We start from the raw sequence: 23822 nt of genomic DNA, 5'->3' as shown, positions 1-23822 counted from the left end.
CACCATGTCAGTTATCGCGCTCAAGGAAGGCTACACGGGCGAAGTGAAGGACCGGGAGGAGAACTTCCACGGCAACCGGCTGCTGTTCATCGGCTGGGAAGATCATTTGATGTTCTGTGCGCCGCATTGCATTCCGGTGCCGCCGTCGATGACGTTCGCGACGCTCGCGAACGAAGTGCTTCCCGGTATCTATTCAGCGCATCCCGATTGGGAAGAGGTGAAGCTCGACGACATCGAGTGGTTCCGCTCGAACGAGCGCTTTACGCCCGCGTTCGATCGGACGCTCGAAGAAAACGGCTTGCGTCACAAGGCGCTGATCCGTTTTCGCACGCCGGGCTTGACCGGCATTCGCGGCTCGTGCAGCTAGGCCGCGCGCGCACCTGATCAGAGGAAAAAGGAGACGCTGACATGAGCTACCAGCTAACCATCGAGCCGATCGGCCACACGATCGAGATCGGCGACGATCAGACCATTCTCGACGCGTGCCTGCGCGCCGGCGTGTGGTTGCCGCACGCGTGCTGCCACGGTTTGTGCGCGACCTGCAAGGTGCAGGTGGTCGACGGCGAGATCGAGCACGGCAACGCGTCGCCGTTCGCGTTGATGGATTTCGAGCGCGACGAGCGCAAGTGCCTCGCCTGCTGCGCGACCGCGCAATCGGATCTGACGATCGAAGCCGATATCGACGAGGACGTCGACGCGCGCCACTTCCCGGTGCGTGACTTCACGGGACGCGTGAAGGACAGCATCGATCTGACGCCGACGATCAAGGGCATCTTCGTCGAACTGGACGGCGACGGCATCGAGTTTCAGGCGGGGCAATATGTGAACGTGCGGATTCCAGGCGAAGACATGCCGCGCGCGTTCTCGCTTGCCGGCAAGCCGGGTTCGTCGACGCTGATCGAGCTGAACGTAAGGCGCGTGCCGGGCGGCAAAGGCACCGGCTACCTGCACGAAGTGCTGAAACCGGGCGACGCGCTGCGTTTCAGCGGGCCGTTCGGCAGATTCTTCGTGCGGGCGTCGGACCCGCAGCCGGTGATCCTGATCGCGGGCGGCTCCGGGTTGTCGAGCCCGCGCTCGATGCTGCTCGATCTGCTCGAACAGCGCGACACCCGGCCGATCACGCTGGTGTACGGCGCGCGCGATCGCGCGGAGCTGTACTACCACGACGAGTTCGCCGATCTCGCCGGGCGGTACGCGAATTTCACCTATGTGCCGGCGCTGTCGAACGAGGCCGAGGGGAGTGCCTGGGAGGGTTTTCGAGGTTTCGTCCACGAGGCCGCGAAGGCGCATTTCGGCGGTGATTTTCGTGGCCACAAGGCCTATCTGTGCGGACCGCCGGTGATGATCGAAGCGTCGATCCGCGCGCTGATGCAAGGGCAGCTGTTCGAGCGCGACATCTACACGGAGAAATTCCTCAGCAATGCGGACGGTGCCGAAGCGCTTGCGAAAAGCCCGTTGTTCAGGTCGATCTGACGCACCATGGCGACACGTCGGCTACGGCGGCTCATGCTCGGGCGTTGGAACAGGACGCCGCTTCGGTGTGGTCGAGCCATTGCGCTAGCTCGTGTCGCAACTGCACAAGATCGAGCGGCTTGCCCAGCAGCCGCGCGCCCGGAATCGCCGCGCCGATCTCCGCGCTGTGACCGTAACCCGACAGCAGCAGCACGCGTATCTCCGGCTGCACTTGCCGCACCGCGCGCGCGAGTTCGTCGCCGGACATGCCGGGCAGTGTGAGGTCGGTCAACAGCACGTCGAAGTGCTGCGTGTTCGCGAGCGGCAGCGCGGCTTCCGCGCTCGCGACCGCGGTGCAGGCGAGGCCGAGCGCGCCGAGCAGTTCGCCGAGCGCCTCGCGCGATTCGGTGTCGTCCTCGACGAACAGCACGCGCGCGCTTTCTGCGGTCGCGCGCGAGCGGCTCTGCTTGTGCGGCTTTTTCTTCGGTTCTTTTTTCAACTCATTGCGCGGGGCCTTCGTGGCGCCGTACGTGTTGGCGCTTTCGTAGGCGACGGGCGGCACGCAGGCGGCGATACGCGCTTCACGCATCTCGGCCGACTGGTCCGCGCGTGCGGCGCCCGCGCGTAGAACGTTACGCACCAGACGGGCAAGATCGTCGCGCCGGTAGGGCTTCGACAGCAGCGTGATACCCGCGTCGAGCTTGCCGTGGTGGACGATCTCGTCGCGCGTATAGCCCGATGTGAACAGCGTTGGTAGCGGCGGCATGCGCGCGGCCGCGCGCTGCGCGAGTTCGACGCTCTTCAGTTTGCCGGGCATCACGACGTCGGTGAACAGCAGATCGATCGGCACGTCGCTGTCGATGAACTCGAGCGCCGCGTCGCCGTTCGACGCGGTCAGCACCTTGTAGCCAAGCTGGGCGAGCATTTCGACCGCGGTCAGGCGCACGTCGGCATCGTCCTCGACGACGAGTATCGTTTCGCCGCCGCCGACCGACGCCGCGGTGCCGTCGAGGGCTTCCGGCGTCTCCGCCTCGCAGCAGCGCGGAAAAAACAGCGACACCTCCGTGCCGTGTCCCACTTCGCTTTCTATCGTCACATGCCCGCCGCTTTGCCGGGCGAAGCCGAACACCATCGAGAGGCCGAGGCCGGTGCCGTGGCCGTCGGGCTTGGTCGTGAAGAACGGCTCGAACACGTGTTGCAGCACTTCGGGCGCCATCCCCGAGCCGGTGTCGGCCACCGAGAACTCCACGTATTCGCCCGGTGACAGCTCCGGCTTGCCGCGGCAGAACGCGGCGTCGAGCGTGCGGTTGGTCGCGCGCACGGTGAGCACGCCGTCGGCGCGCATCGCGTCGCGTGCATTGATCGCGAGATTGAGCAGCGCGTTTTCGAGCTGATTGCGGTCGACCTGCACGTTCCACAGATCGTCGCTGAGCACGGTGTCGATCCGCACCGTTTCGCCGAGCGCGCGGTGCAGCATCTCGCTCATGCCGGTCAGCAGGCGGCGCGGATTCAGCACGGTCGGCGACAGCGGCTGACGCCGCGCGAACGCGAGCAGATGCGCGGCGAGCTTCGCGCCGCGTTTGACCGCATCGGTTGCGGCGGATAGACGCCGCTGCGTGACCGGGTCGTCGTCGGCGTCGGCCGCGAGCATCTGCAGATTGCCGTTGATCACCTGCAGCACGTTGTTGAAGTCGTGCGCGACGCCGCCCGTGAGGCTGCCGATCGCTTCCATCTTCTGCGCCTGGCGCAGCTGCTCCTCGGCGAGCGCGCGCGCCGCGATCGAATCGGCGACGCGTTGCTCGAGTGTTTCGGTCAACTGAAGAAGCTGCTGTTCGGCGATCTTGCGTTCGTGAATGTCGATCAGCACGCCCGGAAAACGCGTCGGCTCGCCGTGTTCGTCGAACTGACAGCGTCCGTTCGCCTGTACCCACATATAGCTGCCGTCAGGCCGCTGGATTCGGTACTCGGCGCGAAACGGCTCGCCGCTGCGGATCGCTTCGGCGGTAAGACGGTCGTTGAGCGCCTGGTCATCGGGGTGGATCATCTGCGTCGCGGCATCGCGTGCGACGCCTTTCGACGCTTTGTCGCGTGCAAACAGGAAGGTGCGCGCGAAGCGTTCGTCGCCCGTGACTTCGCCCGTGCGCACGTCGAGCACCCAGGTGCCGAGCACCGCGCCGGTGTTCAGTGCGAGCTGCAGGCGTTCGTTGGTCACGTGCAGTTCGGTTTCGGCTTGCTGGCGCAGGCGCTCGGTCAGCACGCGTCCAGTGGTCTCGACGACCATCGCGAGCACGCCGGCCGGCGCGCCGCTGTCGCCCGCGACCGGGCTGTAGTAAAGATCCATCCACACGTCTTCGGGTTTGCCGTCACGCAACAGCACGAGTTCCTTGTCGCGATACGACAGCGTGCCGCCGGCGAGGCAGGTGACCATCACGTGATGGTTGAAGTCGGCGACTTCGGGCCAGCCGTCTTCGACCGGACGGCCGAGCAGATACGGATGCCGGCCGCCCGCGAAGACCGCATACGCGTCGTTGTAGATCATGTAGCCGGGCTCGTCCCACAACAGCACGAGCGGCATCGGCGACGCGAGCATCATCAGGACCGTCGAGGTCAGGCTGCGCTGCCAGTTTTCGATTGCGCCGAGGCTGGTCGCGCGCCAATCGAATTCGCTGATGCGTCGCGCCATCTCGCCGCGCCAGCCGGCGCAGCCGTGTTCTTGTGCCGGAAAAGGCATGCAGCGCTCCACGGGCAATCACGTCGAAAATGGTGGGCTCTTGATCGAAGCTTCGAGGGTTTCGCGCAACCTCGCGAGCTGCAATTATTGTATGGCACAACGCAGTGCCGTTGACTCATCGCAGACGCTATTCGGGTTTTGCCGGGCATGCAGCAATGTCCGAAAACGTACTGATTCGGCACGTCCACTCGATGTGCGGGCAACATTTACCTCGGGGTGAATTGTCGCGCGGCAAAAGCGGAAGAAGTGCCCGCAATTTCCGCGTGGATCGATATCCTCGTGTAAGGGGGAGTCGTGCGGACTGTCAGGCGCGAATCGTGCTGAGCTCGCCGATTCCTGCACGAGCTTCGAACCTCAACAGGACTCACCGACAATGGCGAACAAAAACATCACACGATATCCAAGGCCGGCTATCTCGGGCATTGCCGGCGCTATGCAATGGAGTGCGAACGAAAGTGAGGAACGAAAGTGAGGAGCGGATGAGCCTGAGGCTTGCGGCTTCTCAGGCGCAAGCGTCGGGCTCACCCGTGGAGCGCATCCGTCAGTTGGACAACGACAGATACTGCGACGTCAGCGGCACCGGCGGGAACGGCTGCAAGCCGGTCTGCTTGTTGAAGCTGTAGCGCACGTACACGGCCGCGAGCCACTCGCGATATTCGTAGGCATTGCCAAACGATGCGGTCGCCCCGACCGCGAGTTGCGGCGCGAGCTGATATTCGCCGACGCCGCTGATCGAATACGACACGCCCGTCTTGCTCTGGCCCGGGTATATCTGATTGCTCTGCACGCCTGTCGGGGCGTTGTTGCTGCTCGCGAACGCCGCCGCGTCGCTTTGCCGGGTGGGATCGGTCGGGAAGTAGTTCGATGGATCCTCGCGGTAATGCTGCACACCGATCGAGCCCTTCACGTCATACGTGAAGAGGCCTGCGCGGCCCGAATATTCGACCGGCAGATTCAGGATCACGTACTGCTGCGGACTGAAGTAGCCGCCCTGGCCGTACGTGAAGTACGACAGATTGCGGTTGTAGCCCATGATCGTCGTGTTCACGCCGACCGTCAGCGTCTGGTCGGCGTCTTTCAGCAGACGCGTGTACACGCCGCCGCCGCCCTTGACCGCGTTGTTGCTCGGCACGTTGGTGCCCATGTAGTGCTGATACGACGCGTTCGCGTATACGCCGCTCGTGCCGTCGTCCCACGACAGGCTGGCGAGAGCCCCGTTCGACGTGACGCCGCCCCATTCGAGGCCGGAGGCCGCATCGCGCGCACCCGCGTACGACAACAGGCTGTCCGTCACCGCGCGCCGCGCGACCGCGATCGAGTACGAGACCTTGTCGGTGATGCCGCCGTTGTACTGCGCGCCGCCGACGATGTTGGTCTCGCGGAAGCCGATCGGCGTCACGCCGATATCGCCGCTGATGCTGCGGCTGTCGTAGCCGACGGACAGGCCCACGCCGCTCGCGGTCTGGCTGCCGTAGGCGTTGTTGCCGGCCACGACGTTGGATGCTGACGGCAGGGTCGACATCCCCGCGCCGAAGCGCGCGAGCGTCGTCGGGCTGTTCGAGGCGGTGCCGGCGTCGAGCGTGACCGGGGTCGCGGTGACGACCACATGACCGTTGCCCGCCTTGATGCGCCCCTGGATCGGCGCCTCGATGTCGGTCAGCGACGACAGGCCGTCCTCGCCGACGCGATTGCGGAAGATCAGGCCACCCGACACGGTGCTCGACTGCTCGCGATTGATCTGCGCAAGCTCTTCGGCGACGCCGAGGGTTTGCGCGTTCGCGACGTTCGACCGCGGGTTGTTCTGCGCGCCGCTGCCGGGCGGGTAGTACTGCTGCGCGTAGCCGGCCGGCGGCTGCGGAATGTAGGGTTGCTGCGCGTAGTAGCCCTGGTTCGGGTAAGGCTGCTGCTGATAGGGCTGCTGCGGCGGGTACGGCTGATACGGCTGCGCGTAGCCCTGCTGCTGCGGATACGGCAGCGGCTGTTGCGCGTAGACCGGCGCCGGTTGGCTCGTTTTCGCCGTGCTCTTCTTTGCGCTCTTCTTCGTGCTGGTGCGTGTCGATCCGTACGGCAGCGGCGTCGACGCGGCGTTGGCCTGCGCCTCGCGCGCGGCCGGCGACATCGGCCACGGTGTGGCCGCATAGCCGTCCTGCGCGCCATAGGGCTGCTGCGCGTACGCCGGTTGCCCGTATGCCGGCTGCCCGTACGCCGGCTGCTGCGGATACGCCTGCTGCTGCGGGTAAGGCTGCTGCTGCTGCGGATACGCTTGCTGCTGCGCATAAGGCTGCGGCTGCGCGTAGCCCGCGTTGTACTGCTGCTGCGGCATCGGTTGCGTGGGCGCCTGGCCTTGCCCCGGATAAGGCTGCAACGGCGCGCCCGATTGGCTCGATCCGTAGGATTCCTGCCCGTAGCCGCCGACCTCGGCGGCGGAGCGGGGCGCTCCATAGGGTGCGGCGACGGGCGCGGGCTGCGCGGCGGGCGGGTTATAAGGCGTCGCGGCGGGCGCCACATAAGGCGCGACATACGGCGCGGGCTGAGGGGGCGGCGGATAGTTCGGCACGGTCTGCGTCGGCGAGGAGGACTGCGTATTCAGGAAAGGCGCGGCACTGTCGGTGTCGTCCGAAGGGACGATCGCGGTTTTGCCTTCGAATGGATTGGTGCCCGGCAGTGGCGTCGCGCCGATCTGGCTCATCGCCGCTTCCCAGCCGCGCGGCACGTTGCCGCCGGCGTTGCGGGGCGCGTTCGCCATCAGCGGCGTATTGGCCGCGACGAGCGAGCGTTGCAGATAGGTTGCCGCGAGCGACAGCTTGCCTTGGGCGCGATACATGCGGCCCACGGTCGCGAGCACGCCCGGGTCGTTGGGCGCAAGGGCGAGCGCCTGGTTCGCAAGCGTTTCGGCGTAGCTGAACTGCTTCGCGCCGGCCGCGGCCGAGATCGCCGCCTGCAGCAGGTTCAGGTCGTCGGGGCGGCGCTGCAGCGCGACGCGGAAGCTCGTGAGCGCGTTGCGGTCGTCGCCCGCGCTCGCATACATGCGGCCGAGCGCGGCCTGCAGGTCGGGGTTGTCGGGCATCGCGGCGAGCCACGGCGCGATCACCTCGTAGGCGCTGGCGAGGTCGCCGCGCTGGCGCACCGCATCGGCCTGGCGGATCACGATGCCGAGATTCAGGTTGTTGAAGTCGGTGCGCTGCTGCGGCGTCAGCTGCATGCTTTGCAACTGGCGCATCACGGTGCCGAGCTCGGCCTGCTGGTTGGCCGCGGACAGAATGCCCGCATATTGCAGCAGCAGATCGGTGTTGCCGGGCGCCGCGCTCATCGCGCCGCGCACGAGGCTGAGCGCGCGGGTCGGATCGCCGGCCTGCTGGTACGCGGCAGCGATCACGCCGATCAGCTCGGGGTTGTTGCCGGCCACCGGCTCGGCCGCGCGCAAGGTCGCGATGGCCTGCTGCGTCTGGCCGTTCTTCGCCATGCGCGTCGCGAGATCGGCCTGCTGATGCACCCACAGCCGATGCTGCAACGTCGTCATCGCGTCGGTGCGCTGCGCGGGCGCAATGCGGTCGAGCTGCGCGAGACCGGTCGACCAGTCCTGGGTTTCCGCCGACAGCAGCGCGCTCGCGTACAGCGCATCGGTCATGTCGGGATGAGTGGCGAGCAGACCGTCCATCATGCTGCGCGCATTCGCGACCGCACCCTGGCGCACGTAGATGCGCGCGAGGTCGAGCCGCAGCCACGGATCGTCGGGCTTGTTGAGCAGCGCGTCTTCGAACAGGCTGCGCGCGGTGCCGAGATCGCCGCGCGCTTCGGCCGCGCGCGCCTGCGCCGCCTGCGCGTCGCCGCGCAAACGGTCGATCCCGCCGACCTTCGCCTGTTGCTCCGCATTCAGCTGATTGGCGAACTGCAGCGCTTCGTCGGCGCGGCCCTGCGCGGCGAGCGCGCCGACGAGGCCGCGAATCGCGTCGGGGTTGTCGGCCTGACGGCGCAGCGCCATCCGGTACGCCTGCTCGGCACCGGCCGGGTCGCCGGTTTGCAGCAGCATTTCGCCGAGCTGCACCTGCGCGGTCACGTCGGACGGATTCAGCGCGATCGCCCGCTCGAACAGCGCCTTCGCCTTCGCGAACTCGCCGTTGCTGCGCGCGCCGATCGCCTCGCTCGTGTAGGTCCAGTAGGTCGCGCTGTCGAGCGCGCTCTTCCAGCGCGCGGGATTGGGTCCGCGCGAGGCGCGCTCGAGATAGTTGCGCGCGTCGGCGAATTGCTCCTGCTTCAGTGCGGCGATGCCCATGCCGCCGAGCGCGTCGGTATCGTTAGGACTGTTCGCGAGCACCGACGAGAACTTCGCGCGCGCGCTCACGATGTCGTCGCGGTCGAGCGCGGCGAAGCCCTCGGCGATCACGCGGCCGCGCGCGTCGGCGGCGGCGTTTTCCTGCGCGCGGGCGCGCGCCGCGCTGTCCTGCTGCACCATCGAGTCGAAGCGCGCCTTCACGGCGGCGTCTTCACCAGCGGTCTGGAAGTACGACTCGTACAGCGCGGCGTCGGAGGGCCGCGCGTCGAGCCACAGCAGCGCCTGGCGCCAGCTCTTTTTCGCCGCCGCGCCGACCGTGGAATCGCCCGCGAGCTTCTGCAGCCGTGCGATCCCGTCGCGCCGCGTGACGTCGCGATAGGTCAGATGCTGCGCGTACGCGAGTGCGAAGCGCGGATCGTTCGGGTTGTCGTGCGCGAGCTGTTCGAGGCCACGGCGCGCTTCGTCCCAGCCTTGCGGCGTCGCCGACAGCGCCTGGTAATACTCGAGCTGCAACTGGGGCGTGGCGGGTTTGCCGGCCAGCGCGCGCTGATACTCCTGCACCGCGCTCGCGCTCTGGCCGGCTTGCGCGAGCCGGCGCGCGTCGTTGATCGTCTGGTCGCGCGGGCTCGATTCGCCGAGGCGGCGGCCGAGCTCATCGAGATTCGGATAATTCGGCGCGACCGCCTTCAGCCGCGCGAGGTATTGTTGCGCGCCGGCGCCGTCCTTGCGGTCGGCGAGCACCATGCCCATGCCGAAGAGGGCGTCGGGTTGCTTCGGATCGATGCTGAGCACCTTCTGCCACGCTTGCTCGGCGAGGTCGCCGCGCTGATGCGACTGCCAGTACTTGCCCTGATCGATCAGCACGGTCAGCGGATCCTTGGTCGTCTGCCCGAGCGCATCGGGTGCGGCCGCGGCCGCGCAGAAGACCGCGCCGACGGACAGCGCGATGCGCAGCGACACGGCGAGAGCGTTCAATCGCATGCGGTCCTCCAGGCAGGCACGAGACCACCCGCTTCATCGAAGCGGTAGCGGCCGTCGATGAAGCCCGTGCCGAACAGACCCAGCACACGATCGTAGTACACCGGTTCGCGGCCCGGCACGCTCGCGTCGAGCGCGGCGAGCCGGGTGCGCGCGAGGCCGAGGCCGTGCTCGTCGCCCAGTGCCTTGAAGTACGGCGCGAGCGCGCCCCAGTAGCTGAGCGGGCCTTCGCCGCTCGACGCGCCGGTGGTCGACGACACCTTCTCCGGCGGGAAGCCGTTCTGCTCGACCTTCGCGCGCATGCCGCCGAGCGCGCCGAGCCAGGGCCTGGCGAGCGGATCGGCGGGCGACGTGAGGCCGGCCCACAGATAGACGCGGATCGCATCGTAGCTGCCGACGTCGCCGTTCTTCGGATCGACGACGAAGCGGCCGTTCTGCCACGCCGCCCAGTCGGGCGCGAAGCCTTGCGGCGAGACCGTTTTGACGAACTGGAACGTGTTGTCGGCGAGCCTGGCCCACGGGCCGTCCGGCACCTCGTGCGCGAGCCCGCGCAGCACCGGCAGCGGCAGATAGCTCGGATTCAGACGCGTGACGTTGCCGTTCCGGAAGCCTTGCGCACCCGGCAGCAGCATCGGCCCGAGGCCGGCCAGGTTCGCGACTTCGTCGTGCGCGATGCGCTCGGCGAGTGCCTGGCCGAGCTGCGTGTAGGCGGGGTTGTGCCACAGGCGGCCGGCCTGCAGCAGATCGTAGGCGATCCACAGGTCGGAATCCGATGCCGAATTCGGATCGAGCACGCCGTACGTGCCGTCCGGCTTCCTGCCCCATTGCCACGCAGGCAGGCGCAGGTTCTGCGCGTCGAACTGGTTGCCCGCGAGATTTGCGCGGGTCCAGCCGAGCAGCTTGTCGAAGGTCGCGCGGTCGTTGGCGACCAGCGCGAAAAAGAGCGCGTAGGACTGGCCTTCCGAGGTGGTCTGCTGGGCCGGCGTCGAGTAGTCGATCACGCGGCCGTCGGCCTGCACGAAGCGTTGCACGAAGCTGCGCCACGCGCTCCAGTCGCCGCAGGCCGCGCCGTTCTGAGCGGCCTGAGCGGTGCCGCTCAAGCCCGCAAGACTCGCCGACGCCGCCATGCCGATACCGAGCGCCAGCGCAAAAGAAGTTCTTCTGTTGATCCGAAACCGCATACGAGTCATATCCGTTCCATCATTCCTTCAGTCGACGCGCGGCGATCGCGCGCAGCGTCCGGTAGCACAGGCCTGCGATGATCAGCGCGGCAAGCACGCCGCCGAGCAGCAGCAGCAGCGGATGCGACGACAGCGCCCAGCGCAGATACTCCTGCGGCGACAGACGGCCGACATAGTACGCGGTGCCGTTCGACGTAATGGTCACGTCGCGGCCGTGGATCACGGCCATCGCGCCTTGAATCTTCGGCAGCACGTCGGCGTCGAGCAGCGCGGCGGACAGATCGGCTTCCGACGGGCCGGCCGCGCTGATCAGCGCAACCGCGCTTCGACCTCTTTGCAGCGGCGACTCGAAGCCTGTCAGCAGTGCCGCGCCGTTCGAGCTGACCATCGTCAGATCGGCGCGCGCGGGCGGGCGCTCGACGCCGCGCTCGCCGTGCCACCAGTCCTGCAGCTTGAACACGAGATCGGTGAGCTGGAACGTGTGCGCGGCGCCGTCGCTGGAGAACGGCATCGACTTCGACCAGCGCTGCAGGAGCGGCTGCTTGCCGGGCGCGCCGAACAGCAGCAGGTCTTTGTCGGCGAAGCGATCGACGTCGGCCGCATGGGTGACCGTCACACCGGCGACCGGGTAGCCGGTCGATTCGCCCATCCGGCCCATCGTCAGCAGATACAGGCTGTAGTCGCTCGCGGTGGCGTCGTCGGGCAGCACGACGGCGGTCTCGGAGAGATCCGCCATCCGCGTGAACGGGAAGCCGCTATTGGCGAACGCGGCCAGATCGGGCAGCGCCATGTAGTGCGGGAACGACGACAGGTCGATCGTCGAGTTCGGATCGATTGCGCCGACCACGTTCTGCAGCAGGCGGCCCGCGCATTCGCCGGTGTTCGGGATGTCGTAGTAGAAGTGCAGGCGCAGTTGCGTGCGCGGCGTCATCAGCAGCGGCGGGATGCGGATGTTGCGGCGCGCGTCGGCGGTGCCGTCGGGCATGATCAGGTTGAAGTAGCGGCTCAGCTCGAACACCGACGAAGAGCGTGACGGAATCGGCAGCGCTTGCACGAAGCCGTTGTTCACGCTGATGTTCAGCGACGAGCGGTCGCGCGCCGGCCGCACCGTGTAGCGGTAGCGCAGATCGATCGGTGCGCCGCGCGTGTGCCACATGAACAGATCGGGAGGCACGCGCATATTGATGCGCACCGCGTCGGCGTCGTAACCGAACACGGTCAGGTCTTTCGGATCGGCGAGCTCGCCGAAGCGCACCGCGCGGTCGGTCGGCAGCCAGTTCGGCGCGTCGTACGGCACGCGCGGCGTGAGCTCGTTCAGCGACGTGATCGTCGCACTCGCGCCGGACAGCGTGCTATGGCCGATCCCCAGCGACTTCGCGGCGGTCTTCAGCTCGGCCTCGTCGCGGCCGAGCACGAGCAGCAGCTTGCCGCGCGCGCTCGGGTCGCGCTCGACCACCTCTATGGTCGGCCCGGTGATCTCGGGAATCGTCACCCCGGCCGGATGCTGGTCGCTGGTTGCGAACACGACCGCGTTGCCTGACAGTGGCGCGCTGTCGAGCTGGGTGGGAAACACCGCGCCGCGATAGCCGGCGAGCGAGCCGAACCAGGACGCGACGATGCCGGCTGCTTCGAGCGTGCCGTTGCCGGGTTTTTGCGCGAGCACGAACGGCAGTTCGAGGCGGCGCACGTCGCGGCGGTCGAAGAACGGCTGCGGCAGCGCGGCCAGCTCCGGCTTCGTCGCGAGCGACGAGTAGGTCAGGTCGAGCGAGCTCGCATTGCTGATCGTCGCCCACAGCGACGAGTTCGCGGGATCTTCGCAGGCCGTCGTGTAATGGCCGATCAGCTGCAGGTTCAGGTGGTTGAAGTCGGTGATGAAGCGCGGATCGATCGTGATGTCGCGCGCGACCAGCATGCCGGCCTGTTCGTGCGGCAACGGCAGCGTCGCCGCGACCTCGCCGTTGACCAGCACCTTGAGCTGCGACAGGTTCGCCAGTAGCGCGGGCGAGTAGCTGTAGATCAGGTGCAGCGTCGCGCCGGTCACGACCTCGTCGCCGCGCACCGAGAACGCGATGCCGTTCTGGCCGTCGACACCGCGCAATTGCAGCGGATCGAGCGCGCCGAAGTCGGCGAACGTCAGCGTCTGACGGCGGCCTCCGGGCACCAGCATGCCCGGCTCGGCGGTGGTCGGCGTGCGCATGCCGAGCGCCTTCACCGACGATGCCGCGAGCGCGGGCGTCGGCGTGGCGAGCTGGCCTTGGGCGATCGCGTTCGGATCGAACGGCACCGCCGCGCTCGGCGCCGGCACGTTGCCGACACCGGTCGCGACTTGCGCGGTTTGCGGCGCGCCGGCGCTCGCCGCCGGGCCCGACGCCGGTTTGGCCGCAGCGGTGGCTGTCGGCGTGGCTGCCGGGGTGGCCGCTTCAGCGAGCGGCATCAACGACGCCAGCGCGGTCTGCAGCGCGAGCCAGCAGGCAACGCCGCGCATGACTCGCCGCGAGCGTCGCGAGTATCGTGAGCCGTGACGGGCAATCGGGCTCGATTGGGGTCCAGTGCTGTTGCGCCCGTGAGCCGGGCGTTCGATATTGTCCTTCGCCATCCTGTTGCCCATAGATCAGTCTTTCGTTTTTAGCTTCTCGACGTCCGCAGGACGGCTTTTGATCGAACCGCGCAAGTCGTCGTACAGATGCTCGAACAGACCCGCGATACCGCGCACGCCCACCTTCAGCACGTGCGACAGACCGCGCAGCGGCGTGTCCGTCTGGCGACCCTCGGCCCAGCCGGTCCACGCATCCGCGCGGGCGAAGGTGGTCTTCACGAACTCGTACTCCTGTTCGCGCGACATCGACGAAAAGCGCAGGCCCACGCGGCCCGGCTCGCTGAAGCTGACCGTGGCGGGGAAGGCGTACTCCTCGTCGCCGCGGAACAGCGACACGCTCACGCGCTCCTGCATCGGCACTTCGATGCTCTTGGGCAGCGCGACGCCGACGCCGCCTTCCGAGTAGTCGATCGTTTCGCACGCGAGCGTGCGGCCGGTGGAGAACTTCAGCATCACCGGCATGTTCATCGCGACGCGCGGCACCGCGCGGATCTGGCGGCGCTCGCTGGCGGCGGCCACGCTCGCGCCGAGGATCAGCATGTTGTAGCCGGTCCACGCGAGATTGAGCAGCGTGGTCTCGACGATGCTGCGCACGTGCCAGTTCATATAGATGTGCACGAGACCCGCGAGGAAGCCGAGCAGGTTCAGCAGCAGCAGGAACAGATACGGCCGCGAGATCGACCAGTCGAAGTAGCTCTTCTCGATCACGCCGCCCTTGGCCGTCACGTTGAACTTGCCGAGCTTCGGGTTGATCAGCGCGAGCAGCGTCGGCGCGGTGATGTACGACGCGAGCACCGACTCGTACACCTCCGCCCAGAACGAATGGCGGAACAGCCGCTGCATCCGCGAGTTCGTGATGCTCGCATGCATCATGTGCGGCAGCGCGTAGATCGCGATCGTGCTGGCCGCCGCTTCGATCACATGCGCGCCGAAGAATAGATACGACAGCGGCGCGGTCAGGAACACGAGACGCGGCACGCCGTAGAAGAAGTGCATCATCGCGTTGAGATAACAGAGCCGCTGGCCGATCTTCAGCCCTTTGCCGGTGAGCGGATTGTCGATGCGGAAGATCTGCGTCATGCCGCGCGCCCAGCGGATGCGCTGGCCGATGTGGCCCGACAGGCTTTCGGTCGCGAGGCCGGCGGCCTGCGGAATCGCCAGATACGCGGTGGTGTAGCCGAGGCGGTGCAGCTTCAGCGCGGTGTGCGCGTCCTCGGTGACGGTCTCCACCGCGATGCCGCCGATCTCTTCGACCATGCTCCGGCGCAAGAGCGCGCACGAGCCGCAGAAGAACGTCGCGTTCCACAGATCGTTGCCGTCCTGCACGAGGCCGTAGAACAGCTCGCCTTCGTTCGGCACCTTGCGGAAGGTGCCGAGGTTGCGCTCGAACGGGTCGGCGGAGAAGAAGTGGTGCGGGGTCTGCAGCATCGACAGCAGCTTGTCGCGCAGGAACCAGCCGAGGCCGATCTGCAGGAACGAGCGGGTCGGGATGTGATCGCAGTCGAAGATCGCGAGGTACTCGCCGTTCGTGATCTTCAGCGCCTCGTTGATGTTGCCGGCCTTCGCGTGACGGTTGTGCGTGCGGATCGTCCAGTTCACGCCGACCTCTTCGCAGAACGCCTTGAACTCGGGGCGGCGGCCGTCGTCGAGCACGTGGATCGACATCTTGTCGGCCGGGTAGTCTAGCGCGAGGGCCGCGTAGACGGTCGGCTTCACGACGCTGAGCGGCTCGTTGTAGGTCGGGATGAACACGTCGACGGTCGGCCATTCGTCGCGATTGGCGGGCAGCGGCATCGGCTTGCGCTTGAGCGGCCACGCGGTCTGGAAGTAGCCGAGCATCAGCACGAGCGTCGAGTAGAGTTCGGCGGATACGAGCAGCAGACCCCAGGCGGCGTCGAGCGGATGCTCCCAGTACGTGGTTTCGGTCAGGCGCCAGTACATGTAGCGGCCCGACGCGACGATCGACAGCATGATCATCACCATCGTCGCGTAGCGGCCGGGCAGACGGCGAAACAGCAGCGCGAGCACGAAACAGAGCGTCGCGAAGGTCAGCTGCTGATAGAACTCGAGCGGCACCGTGAACACGAAGTACAGCATGTACAGCGCGAGCAGCGTGACGAGCCCGGTGACGATGCGGCTGTTCCAGAAGCTCGCCTCGATGAAGCGTCCGAATCGCGACGGCTCACCGCCCTCGGGTTCGCGTGAGGAGGCGGGGCTGCTCATGCGACGTTCCTCGGCTGGGCGGCGATCCCGTCGAGCGCCGCCATGAGCCACGCGCCGCACGCGCGGAAATCGGCGGCGGCCTGGCTCAGTGGATCGTAGTGGATCAGCGTGGTGTCGCAGGCGAGCGCTTCGCTGACGCCTTCGTCGAGATGGATCACGCCGGGGAACACCTTGCCGGCGAGCATCTGGCGCAGCACCTTCAGCACGTCCTTGGTCAGCTGGCGCGACTGGTCGATCTGGTTGACCACGTAGCCGACGCCGCCGAAGTCCGCGCGCGGCGTGGCGTAGGTTTCGATCAGCCGCTCCATCAGCGGGATCGCCGCGTACGACGCGGCGTCGGCGAGCACGATGTTCAGTGCGAAGGTGGCCGCGCTCAGCGCGGTTCGCACGTAGGCAGACGTGCCGGGCGGCGTGTCGACGATCACGATGTCGGACGGATCGAGCCGCAGGTTCTGCAGCGACTGCGCGAGCCATTGCGGATGCTGGTCGATATGCGCCTCGAAGCGGCGGCGGTCGTCCTCCAGCAGCGCGCCGTACGGCAGCACGGTCACGCCGTCGATGCCGTCGAACATCACCGTTTGCCACGGATTGCCGGAGAGTGTCGCGCGTGACAGGCCGTCGATGCTGTCGAGCGGCACGCCGAAGTGCAGACGCAGGGCGTTTTGTGGATCGAGATCGAGCGCGATCACGCGCCGGCCGCTGCTGGCGAGCACGGATGCGAGATTGGCGGCGAGGGTGGTTTTGCCGACCCCCCCTTTGGCGGACACCACGGCAATGACTTTCATGAGCGGCGCGGACCGTTGGTGAGCCACGAGGCGACGCCGCCGCGCACGGAGCCGCCGGGTGCCGGCGTGCCCTGGGCGGGCGTGCCGCGCAGACGGTCGAAGACCGAGTTCAGCGGCGCGGACTGGGCCGCGGGCGCTTGCGACGGCGCGGACGGAGTCTGCGCGGCAAACAGCTTGCCGAGGATCGACGCTGGTTGCGCCGGTCCTGCGGGCTGGGCTGTATAGGTGGGTTGCGTCGCCTGTCGCGATTGCAGCGACGGTGCCGGTGCAGCGCTCGCGCTGCCATAAGCGGGAGCGACGGCGCGGGCCCAGACAGGCGCGACGGGTGTGGCGGGCGTGGCGGGTGTGGCGGGCGTGGCACGGGCGACCGGCGGCAACGGCTGCGGGGTCGGAGCGCGGAACTGGAACGCGGACGCGAAGTTCGCGGGCGGCACGGCAGGCGGGGGCGGCGGGGCTATCGGTGGGGCGGGTGCAGCGCTGACGCTCGGTGCGACCCATGCGGGCGCGGTCGGTGGAAGCGAAGCTTGCGCCGGTGCCGGTGCGGCGATCGGCGGGACCGGCGCCGAGGCGGCGGCTGACGCAACCGGAACGCCTGGCACAACCGGAACCCCCGACGCGGCCGGAACCCCCGGCGCGGCAGCGATGCCCGACGCCGCGATGCCCGACGCCGCGATGCCCGCCGCCGCTCGCGCGGCCGCCTCGTCGAGCTCGTCGGCCGTCCCGAAGCGCGATGCGCCACTCGGCGCCGCCGGCTGGGCGGCAGCCACCGGGACCGGCGGAATGTCACGCCGGTGCGGGCGCGTGAACAGCGGCGCCTTCGCGCGCGTCACCGATGCCATGTCCTTCGGTGTCGTGTCCTCGTGGCCGGCGGCCCGCGGCGCTACGCTCATCGGCGGCTGCGGTTTCGCGTCGCGCAGCTGACCGATTGCCGGAATCGCCGGTTGCGTCAGATCGAGCGTCACGAGCAGCGGCCAACGAGTGCGCGCGGTGCGCGCGTCGTTTTCGCGGCCGATTTCCTGGTACGCGTTGGCGTCGCCGCCAAATTGCTCGAACAGTTTTTCGATGTCGCTCGATGAACTCATGATGCCGTCGTCTCTTACATACCGTGCATTGCCCCGAACCGACTCCTCGGGGTGCTGTTTATTTGAACTGCCTTCCCTGATTCCACGCGTCGGCTGTATCGACGTCGCATACTTATTGCAGTACGACCGCGCTATCTTGAAATTGGCATGTCGTTCGCGCGTTATGCATCTCGAGTCGTGCCGCTGATTCGCACGCTCGTTCGTACCTCTGCGTGTAAAGCCGCCGGTGCTCAGGCGGGATGACGGCCGAGGCGGAATTCGAGCGAGCTGTCCTCGCCGAACCCGCTCGTCTGCACGACCGACAAACCCTGCGCGCCCAGCGCGCTCAACCACGTCTGATAGACGCCTTCGAGAAACGCCGGCGTCCAGGCGAGCGCCGCTTCGCCGAAGGCCGGCAGCGGCGCGCAATAGTGAACGATGCGCAATGACTCCGCCTCATCGGCGAGCGCGACGTAACCCCAATCCATCTGATGCCAGTAATAATTCAACGCCTGCTCTAGCTCGGCCGTCGATGCGCAGGCGGGCAGCGGATGCGCGAGCGCGAAACGGCTGCCGACGCGATGCATCAGTTGACGCAACTCGTCGCGTCCGATTTGCGCTTCGAACTCGCTCGCCAGAGCGCCGAGCATGCCGCGCCATTGCGGCGAGATTTGGCGTTCAAGCAGATAGTTGAGGATTGGGACCATGTTTTCCGGAAGTGGTCGCTGCTCGTTGCACATTCGCGAACGTGACAGCCATTGAGCATGAAGTCGGTAGGCAATCGCGCGCCGCGCGTCGTTTACGTCATTTCTACCGGGTTGTCTAGGGTGCCCGGCACACATCGTGAGAAGTCTACTTAAGACACTCGCTTTTAGCCACTTTCCATTGCTCAGCTTATACGTTAATTGACGCGCATTCGAGACACCTGAATTCCGTAATTTTTGCTGCTTCAAGGCAATTGAAACGTTTGCCTTCTCCGTTGCGAGAAAAAGCTTGCGCGGCAATAGGTGTATTAGCCGACAATCCGGCATGCTTCGAGCTTTAGTTTTTTAATCATGCATTCGGCGGGTGTGAATCGTGCAAAGAGTCGCGCGGCGTGTTTGTCACAACTTCCTTGCAGAATCTTGAACGGCGCGGGGCGGGGGCGCCCGGCGGCGGATCGGTGCGCGTGGGTGTGCGTGGGTGTGCGTGGGTGTGCGTATTAATCGCGCAAATTGAATTGCGAAATTGCGGCAAGCACTAACGAAAGTCATCGCCATTGGCGGCATTTGCCGCGAAATCGCGAGGCGCGGCTGGACCGATACAACACGAAGAAGCAAACGATGCACAGCGCGGCTTGCGCGGCGTCGTTCGATTCAAAGAAATTGCAATGCTCAATCCACTCACTATTCTGCTGGTCACGATTCTGGCGGACGCGATGGCGATGGCCGTGCTGCTGTCGCTGATGCGCGCGAAGATTCCGGGCGTCCGCTACTGGATCGCCGCCAACGCGCTCGCGGTCGTCGCGCTTCTGGGCGCCGCACTACAGGGACATGCGTCGCCCTGGCTGACGCTCGTCGTGGCCAACGTGCTGTTCGCGCTCGCGCTGCTGCTCCTGCTCGAAGGCTGCCTGCGTTTCCTCGGCCGCCGCGCGCGGCCGTGGCCCGCTTATGTGGGGCTGCTGTTCGTGCTGGTCGGGATGGTCTACTGGACCTTCGTCGTACCGAACTTCAATGCGCGCGTCGCGCTGGTGTCCGCCTATCACGCGAGCGTCTATGGAGCGCTCGGTGTTCTGATGCTGGCCGGACGCCCCGCCAACCGGCCGCGCTACAGCTTCTACTTTCTCGCGACCGCGTCGCTGCTGCTGTCCCTGGGCCACACGACCCGCGGCGTCATGTACGGCTTCCATCTGCTCGAGCAGACGAGCCTGATGCAGGTGTCGATGCCCAACATCGTGTTTCTCGCGCTCGGCATTCTCGCGCCGCCGTTCCTGTCGATCGGCGTCGTGATGCTCGCGCACGACCGGCTCGCCGAGCGCCTCGAGCGGCTCGCGAACGTCGATGATCTGACGGGCGCGCTGTCGCGTCGCGCGTTCCTCGAAATCGGCGGCGCGCTGCTGAACGCGTCGTTGCGCACGGGCTTGCCGGTCGCGATCGCGATCGTCGACATCGATTCGTTCAAGGCCGTCAACGATACGCACGGCCATGCGGCTGGCGACCAGGTGCTCGCGCACTTCGCGACGTTCGTCGCGCGCGAGTTGCGGATCGGCGACGTGTTCGGGCGATTGGGCGGCGAGGAGTTTGGCGTGCTATGTCCGGCGACCTCGGCCGCCGAGGCGGTCGTGCTGCTCGACCGGCTACGGGCGCGCCTTGCGGCCACCATGCCGGGCGAGCGGCCGCGCGGGCTGGGCTACACGTTCAGCGTCGGCGTCGATCAGCGGCGGGGCGGCGAATCGCTCGCGCAGATGATGGCACGCGCCGACAGGGCGTTATACGCGGCGAAAGCGGCGGGGCGCGATCGGGTGGTGGCGGCGTAGCGCAGAGCGTCGCAACGGGCATGAACCGGCGGTTCGCCGAAGTGCCGAACTATCGAACCGTATAGTGGGACGGCAGTGCACCTTGCAAGCACGCAGTCGCGAAATTTATACGTTGTCTGACGTTAGCCATAAATGTTTATCGAACGTTTGCCGATAACCATTGGCGGAGTGACCGGAAACCCAGCCTGATCAGCCCTTTATGTCTGCCATCCCAACGCAGCACCTGCCTCAGCCGAACCTGCGTGAGCGCTTTCACCGACGCTCGCTCGACCATCAGCGGCCGCTTTCCCTCGTGACGTTAGGCTTCACGGTGGTCGCGTTCCTGTGCATGGTTGCGGCGCGCGAACTGGTCGGCGCACCGGCCGGGCCGCTCGCGTACCGGCTGCTGTGTGCGCTCGCGCTCGCGCTGCTGGTGCTGGCGATCCCGCGCGCGAACTCGACGGCGCTGTTCGGCGCGATCGGCATCGCGTACGAGCTGGTGCTGATCGCCGGGCTCGCGCTGAATGCGAACGGACTCGCGCATCCGTTGGCGTGGCTGATGCCCGCGTTCGTCGTGATACCGATCTGCGCGGCGCCGCTGTGGCTCACGCCCGTCCATTTCTTCACCGGCAGCGCGCTGTTCTACGCGGCGGCCATCGCGCTGCTGCGCGGCAAGGCTCATGCGCCCGAGGTCGACGCGGCCGTGTGGACGTGGGTCATCGCGATCGGCGCGCCGACGGCGGTGGTGTTCCATTTCGGCTTCTACCGTTTCCGGCGCAATCACTTTCTGCTCGAGAGCCAGCTCGCGCAACTCGCCGCGACCGATCCGCTGACCGGCCTGCAAAACCGACGCTCGTTCGTCAAGCACGCGGAGGAACGCCTGGAAACGCTGGCGCCGGGCGCACGGATCAGCGCGATCTTTCTCGACATCGACAGCTTCAAGTCGCTCAACGACCGCTTCGGCCATGCGGTCGGCGACCATGCGCTGTTCGAGGTCGCGCAGGTGCTGAAGGACTCGGTCGCGCTTTACCCGAGCGTGAGCCGCATCGGCGGCGAGGAGTTCGCGTTGCTGATCGACGACGACCTCACCGGGGCGCTGCAACTCGCGGAGCGGCTGCGCCTCGACATCGCCGCGATCGAACGGCCCGACGGCCATCTGACCGCGAGCTTCGGCGTCGCCGAGCACCGGCACGGCGAAAGCTTCATGGTGCTGCTCGATCGCGCGGACGAAGCGCTGCTGCGCGCGAAGCAGACGGGCCGCAACCGCGTCTGCGCGGAGCGCGCGCTGCCGTTCGACGCGCTGCAGTCACCGTTCGACGACGTATTCGCGCCGCGCGGCGACAGCACCGACCCGAGCGCGCGCGCGGCGCGTTACCGCTGGGAAGACTTCTATCTGATCTCGCATTTCCAGCCGCTCTACAGCCTGTCGCATCAGAAGCAGGTCGGCTTCGAGGCGCTGCTGCGCGGTGAGCATGACGACGGCACGCTGGTGCCGCCGGTCGTGATGTTCGCGCCGAAGCCGTCGAGCGACGAAGGTGCGCTCGACCGCGCGAGCCACGCGGTGCATCTCGGCAACGCGCGTCGCGCGCTGCCGGGCGACGCGTGGCTGTTCCTGAACATCCTGCCGGCCACCTTCGTTGCCGACGGCTATGCCGACCAGTTGACGAAGATCGTGCGCGCCGCGGGGCTCGAACCCGAGCGCGTGATTCTCGAGATTCTCGAATCGCACGGCGGCAGCGTCGACGACATGTCGCGCGCGGCGGCGGGCTATCGCCAGCACGGCTTCCTGATCGCAGTCGACGACTTCGGCGCGGGCCAGTCGAATCTCGACCGCCTGCTGCGGATCCGGCCGGACATCGTCAAGCTCGACGGCGAGCTGATTCGCGCGACCACGCACCGCACGCAGCAGCCGATCCTGCCGAAGCTCGTGTCGCTGCTGCACCAGGCGGGGATGCTGGTGGTCGTCGAAGGCGTCGAGACGGCCGACGAGCTGATCCTCGCGGTCGAGTCGAATGTCGATTTCGCGCAGGGCTATCTGCTCGGGCGACCTGCTGTCGAGATCGCGCCACCCGAGTCGGTGCACCGCCAGATCGACGATGCGTTCGACGTGATCGCGCAGGGGCGTGCGCATCAACATGCGTTGTTCGAATCCGAAATGGAACCGTACCGGCTCGAACTGCGGTGCGCGGCCGACGGGCTGCGCGCCGGCGTCGCGATGGACGACGCGTTCGCGATGCTCGCCACCTTCGAGCGTTGCATCAGCTGCTTCATTCTCGACGATACCGGGCGCCAGATCGGTCACGAGGTGCGCGGGCCCGCATGGTCCGAGGACGCCGCGTCGCTGCAGCCGGTCGCGAATCCGCGCGATGCGCGCTGGGATCATCGGCCGTACTTCCGCAACGCGGTGCTGTTGCCCGGCGAGGCGATCACCAGTAATCCTTACCTGTCGCTCGCGAGCGGGCGGCCGTGCATCGCGGTGACACTGGCCGTGCAGCTGGCGAGCGGGCGCTGTGTGATGGGCGTCGAGCTGGATTGGTCGGCGCGCGGCTTGCCCTGGCCGGCGGGGGAGTAGGGGGAAAGTAGAAGGCCGCGAACGCGGGTAAGTGGGGCGTCTCGCGGCTGTTGTTTTGGTTTTCGGTTTGACGTAGGCCGCCAGAGTAAGTGTAACGGTGAACGCTGAAAATCAACGACTTACGTGCAGTCGCGCCAAGGTGTCCGGGCGGGCGCGTCAGAGGTCGTGCGACTGGCCTACGTTCGCGCCAAAGTTACCGCATTTCGCCGGATGCGATTGGCCGTAGCCGACCCCGTCTCGGCCGTTCCGAGTACCGTTCGGTGAGCGACCGCTTCCGGAACTGCAACCGCCATCGCCGCCCTCGCCGTGGCGACTGCGCCATCGGCCAGCGCACCTCCTTTCGCGCCAGCCCCGGCATGTCTGTCGCCTGAGCGCATCCGGTCTTCAATTTCAGCGTTGCCCTGATTCTTCGTCCCACGCTGTCGTGGATCGAGCCTCCGCTTCGCAGCTGGCTCCGCTGCGCGGCACGCTTCAAATCACCAGCTTCGAGGCCGCTTCGGCAAACGTCGTCGCGCGCAGCAGGTCGGCCCGCGCGAAGCGCACCAGCGCAAAGGCGCGGATACGTGGCGGGCTTGTGGGGATGCGGGCAACTTCGAACTCGATGAGCACGCCATCACCCGCGCCTTCGTCGACGACCACGTTCATCCGGTCGAGCCGCAATTGCCTGCTCTCGACGCTCACATGCGAGGCCGGATCCGCGAGCACATCGCACACCACCTTCAGCTCCCGTTCCAGTGCGTCGGTCGCCAGTCCAAGGCCCGCGAGTTCGCGGTCGTTCTCGTCAATTCGCGCCTGCAGGCTGGCGCGGTCGCCGGTCTCAGCCGGCACGCCGCCGCCCCACACCGAATCCATGCCCAGTCCGCCGCGTTCGAGCAGCTGAAGGCGGACCTTGAGCAAGGCCCGTTCTTGCACAAGCGATTCACGGCGGGAAGCATCGGCCTCGACCTGCGCGAGCGCCGCCAGCGCCAGCTGATCGATGACGCGCAGCACGAGTTCATCGCGCAGCTCCTCTTCTGTACTCGCGCACAGGCCGACCTGATGATCGCCGAAGCTGACCGTGGTGATCGGGACGTCCGTGCGCACGATTCCGGCTTCCTCTCGTGCTCCTAGCACGCGGCGCTCGGAAAGCGCCATGCCGAGCACCGCAAAAGCCTCGTCCGCGCCGGGATGCTCGTCGAAAAACGCCCGCAGCACGTGCGAGCCGCTGAAAGCGCGGGCAATGTCGTCGGGCGCCGCAAAGAACGCGTGAATTTGACGATCGGCAGACCACGCAGCGGCGCTCACCTCACGCGCGCCGGGCAAGTCGTCGACCATGCGGCCGACATAATCGAGCGCGGCCTTCGCGGCCTTCGAAAGACGCGCCTCGTATTGAGTCGCGAGACGCAATTGCGGACTCAGCTCAACGACGCGTTCCACTACGTCGCGAGTTTGCCGCTGGTCCGACTCCTCGGTCGCGCTGCCGCGCTGCAACAGCCA

13 protein-coding genes are annotated in these 23822 nt (G+C 67.0%); 4 read left to right on the top strand and 9 right to left on the bottom strand.

Going from position 1 to position 23822, the window contains the following annotated elements:
• Positions 1–4: 4 nt before the first annotated feature.
• Positions 5–367: a phenol hydroxylase subunit P4 gene (locus L0U84_RS30160; protein WP_233855722.1), complete on the top strand. Its 363-nt coding sequence runs from the start codon at positions 5–7 to the stop codon at positions 365–367.
• A 41-nt stretch (positions 368–408) separates the two neighbouring features.
• Entirely contained in the window at positions 409–1473 is a 1065-nt protein-coding gene (locus L0U84_RS30155) for an NADH:ubiquinone reductase (Na(+)-transporting) subunit F (RefSeq protein ID WP_233855721.1), read from the top strand.
• A 31-nt stretch (positions 1474–1504) separates the two neighbouring features.
• Here the strand turns inward: L0U84_RS30155 and L0U84_RS30150 are convergent, their stop codons facing one another.
• The 8 genes from L0U84_RS30150 to bcsD all read right to left on the bottom strand — a co-directional run bounded on the left by L0U84_RS30150 (position 1505) and on the right by bcsD (position 17987).
• The gene (locus L0U84_RS30150) at positions 1505–4183 is read right to left on the bottom strand and encodes a hybrid sensor histidine kinase/response regulator (RefSeq protein ID WP_233855720.1); all 2679 of its coding nucleotides are present in this window, start codon (positions 4181–4183) and stop codon (positions 1505–1507) included.
• A 541-nt stretch (positions 4184–4724) separates the two neighbouring features.
• Positions 4725–9437, bottom strand: a complete 4713-nt coding sequence (locus L0U84_RS30145; protein ID WP_233855719.1) for a cellulose synthase subunit BcsC-related outer membrane protein — start codon at positions 9435–9437, stop codon at positions 4725–4727.
• On the bottom strand, positions 9428–10615 hold the full coding sequence (gene bcsZ, locus L0U84_RS30140; protein WP_233855718.1) for a cellulose synthase complex periplasmic endoglucanase BcsZ: 1188 nt from the start codon (positions 10613–10615) through the stop codon (positions 9428–9430). Before bcsZ ends, L0U84_RS30145 begins: the two co-directional genes overlap by 10 nt.
• Positions 10616–10634: 19 nt before the next feature.
• Positions 10635–13223 carry a cellulose biosynthesis cyclic di-GMP-binding regulatory protein BcsB gene (bcsB, locus tag L0U84_RS30135; RefSeq protein ID WP_233855717.1) on the bottom strand — a complete coding sequence of 863 codons (2589 nt, stop codon included), beginning with the start codon at positions 13221–13223 and terminating at the stop codon, positions 10635–10637.
• A gap of 3 nt (positions 13224–13226) precedes the next feature.
• Entirely contained in the window at positions 13227–15434 is a 2208-nt protein-coding gene (bcsA, locus tag L0U84_RS30130) for a UDP-forming cellulose synthase catalytic subunit (protein WP_233855716.1), read from the bottom strand.
• Positions 15431–16219 (bottom strand): cellulose biosynthesis protein BcsQ, encoded by a 789-nt coding sequence (bcsQ, locus tag L0U84_RS30125; protein WP_233855715.1) that lies wholly within the window; start codon positions 16217–16219, stop codon positions 15431–15433. The genes bcsA and bcsQ overlap by 4 nt, the downstream gene beginning before the upstream one ends.
• Complete coding sequence (bcsP, locus tag L0U84_RS30120; protein ID WP_233855714.1) at positions 16216–17301, bottom strand: cellulose biosynthesis protein BcsP; 1086 nt, start codon at positions 17299–17301, stop codon at positions 16216–16218. Before bcsP ends, bcsQ begins: the two co-directional genes overlap by 4 nt.
• 230 nt (positions 17302–17531) lie before the next feature.
• Positions 17532–17987 carry a cellulose biosynthesis protein BcsD gene (bcsD, locus tag L0U84_RS30115; RefSeq protein WP_233855713.1) on the bottom strand — a complete coding sequence of 152 codons (456 nt, stop codon included), beginning with the start codon at positions 17985–17987 and terminating at the stop codon, positions 17532–17534.
• 662 nt (positions 17988–18649) lie between these two features.
• Here bcsD and L0U84_RS30110 point away from each other — a divergent pair.
• Together L0U84_RS30110 and L0U84_RS30105 are read left to right on the top strand one after the other, a co-directional pair.
• Positions 18650–19795, top strand: coding sequence for a GGDEF domain-containing protein (locus L0U84_RS30110; RefSeq protein ID WP_233855712.1), 1146 nt, complete (start codon positions 18650–18652; stop codon positions 19793–19795).
• A 199-nt stretch (positions 19796–19994) separates the two neighbouring features.
• Entirely contained in the window at positions 19995–22346 is a 2352-nt protein-coding gene (locus tag L0U84_RS30105) for a bifunctional diguanylate cyclase/phosphodiesterase (RefSeq protein ID WP_233855711.1), read from the top strand.
• Between the two features lie 471 nt (positions 22347–22817).
• Here the strand turns inward: L0U84_RS30105 and L0U84_RS30100 are convergent, their stop codons facing one another.
• Positions 22818–23816 (bottom strand): hypothetical protein, encoded by a 999-nt coding sequence (locus tag L0U84_RS30100; RefSeq protein ID WP_233855710.1) that lies wholly within the window; start codon positions 23814–23816, stop codon positions 22818–22820.
• Between the last annotated feature and the right edge of the window lie 6 nt (positions 23817–23822).

Origin of the sequence: Paraburkholderia sp. HD33-4 (assembly GCF_021390635.1) — a bacterium.
Classification (GTDB): domain Bacteria; phylum Pseudomonadota; class Gammaproteobacteria; order Burkholderiales; family Burkholderiaceae; genus Paraburkholderia.
The sequence above is the reverse complement of the archived record's forward strand: the minus strand, read 5'-3'. Positions and strand labels throughout refer to the sequence as shown.